This is a genomic window from Collinsella aerofaciens (genome assembly GCF_025289055.1).
GTDB lineage: Bacteria > Actinomycetota > Coriobacteriia > Coriobacteriales > Coriobacteriaceae > Collinsella.
In genome coordinates this window covers 1-2,129 of the sequence record NZ_JAESIQ010000043.1, presented here as the reverse complement: position 1 = coordinate 2,129, position 2,129 = coordinate 1, and the positions used below count along the sequence as shown (strand labels likewise).

At 56.4% G+C, this 2,129-nt stretch carries 1 protein-coding gene; it reads right to left on the bottom strand.

The window, feature by feature from the left end:
- Positions 1-186: 186 nt before the first annotated feature.
- The gene (locus tag JMJ97_RS09400; RefSeq protein ID WP_260700100.1) at positions 187-1,881 is read right to left on the bottom strand and encodes a phospho-sugar mutase; all 1,695 of its coding nucleotides are present in this window, start codon (positions 1,879-1,881) and stop codon (positions 187-189) included.
- Positions 1,882-2,129 lie beyond the last annotated feature (248 nt).

The following is a 2,129-nucleotide window of genomic DNA, read 5'->3' as shown; positions in this document are numbered from 1 at the left end:
CGGTTCCACCGGGCCGCGCGGCAAGGAGATATATTGCCAGACCGGAGGGGCCCCGCGGGCGGGAATCTGGGCGTACACATTTCCTACACATATAAGTACTCTCGGCTGGCTGGTTAAAAACAGGAGGGGACCTCGCATCCGAGATCCCCTCTTTAGCCCATCTATAGCTATAGACTCTTAAATACCTTATGCCAGCAGCTTGCGACCGGACTCCTCGATCGCGTCAAGTGCTGCATCTGCCTCGGCGGCATCCGCGCCCTTAGCGAAGATGTACAGCTTAATCTTGGGCTCGGTGCCGGAAGGACGAACAATACCCTTGTTGCCACCCTCAAGATCGAACTCAACAACATTAGCCTTCGGCAGGCCGTTCACGCAGGTGTTGTAATCAACGACGGCCTCAATCTTGGAACCGGCGAGCTCCGCGGGCGGGTTCTCGCGCAGACCGGCCATGATGCCGGCCATCTTTGCCGCACCCTCAGCACCCGGATAGCTCAGCGAAATCGTCTTGTTGTGATAGTAGCCATACTTCTCGTACAGCTCGTGCATCGCGTCGGCAAGGTTCTTTCCCTGGAGCTTGTAATACTGCGCCATCTGGCAAATCAAAAGCGAAGTGCTCACGGCGTCCTTGTCGCGCACGTGGTCGCCGGCCAGATAGCCGTAGCTCTCCTCAAAACCGAAGATAAAGCGATCGACCTCGCCAGCATCGGAAAGAGAAGTAATGATGTCGCCGATGTACTTGAAGCCCGTCAGGCAGCGGCGGAGCTCAAAACCGTACTCGTCGGCCAGAGCGTCAACCATGGCGGAAGAAACGATAGTAGTAACGGCAACCTTCTTAGTGAGGTCCTCACCGCGAGCAGCACGGGTCTTGCAGATATAGTCGAGCAGCAGAACGCCCATCTCATTGCCGGTCAGCAGCAGATAGTCATCGCCATTCTTAACGGCAACGCCAACACGGTCGGCGTCGGGATCGGTTGCAAGCAGCAAATCAGGGTGAACCTGCTCGCAGAGATCGATGCCCTTCTGCATGGCCTGACGGATCTCGGGGTTAGGATACGGGCAGGTCGGGAAATCGCCGTTAGGCTCCTTCTGCTCGGGAACAACCGTGACATCGGTGATGCCAGCGCGCTCGAGCACCGTCGTGACGGGAATGAGGCCGGTGCCGTTGAGCGGAGTGTAGACGAGTTTAAGCGGAGCGCCAGCGATCTCTTCAGCAGAAAGGTTAGTCACGCCGCGGGCGAGAACGGCGTCGTAATAACGCTCGAGGCACGAGTCATCGATCCATTTGACCAGACCCTGCTCAAGAGCCTCATCGAAGTCCATGGACTTCACACCGGTGAACGTATCGGTCTCGGCGATAGCCTTAGAAATTGCATCGGCGGCCTCGCTGGTGATCTGGCAGCCGTCGGGGCCATAGGCCTTATAGCCGTTATAAGGCGCCGGATTATGACTAGCGGTCATGCAAATGCCACCGGAGCACTTAAGGTCGCGGACGGCCCAGGAGAGCGTCGGCACAGGAGAAATCTTGGGATACACGAGGGCAGTCACGCCATTTGCTGCAAGAATGGCAGCCGTCGTCTTAACGAACAGCTCGCCCTTATTGCGGCTATCGCGAGCGATGGCGACCGTCGGATGCTCGAAGGTTGCATTAAGGTAGTCAGCGAATCCCTGGGTCGCACGACCGACCGTATAGATATTCATACGGTTAGTGCCCGCACCGATAGTGCCGCGAAGGCCGGCAGTACCGAAGGCGAGATCCTGGAAGAAAGCGTCGGTGATGGCGTCCTCATCACCCTGCTCCTTCATCGTGTTAAGCTCAGCGAGGAGCTCCTCGTCCTTGACATTGGCAATCCAAGTATCAAGCAGCTCATGAACATCTGCCATGTGAGTCCTTCCATCACAATCAATAAAACGACCCGTGTAAAACAGGACAAGCGCAGCAGTGCGCTAAAGCAAATATTAGTCCATTGAGAACAAAGAACCGGCCACAGAACGGTGAACGTTTATATTCACCGGTGGATGATTGGATTGATTTAATTGCTTAGTGAATGCCGCCTTTAACGCAAAAAAGGGGGAAACCGCGAGGCCTCCCCCTTCTCAGTTCAAGCGCACGGCTCGGTGCCGTCCACCGG

Excerpts from the sequence above, each read along its gene's own strand:
- JMJ97_RS09400 (WP_260700100.1), bottom strand. The coding sequence starts at position 1,881 with ATGGCAGATGTTCATGAGCTGCTTGATACTTGGATTGCCAATGTCAAG.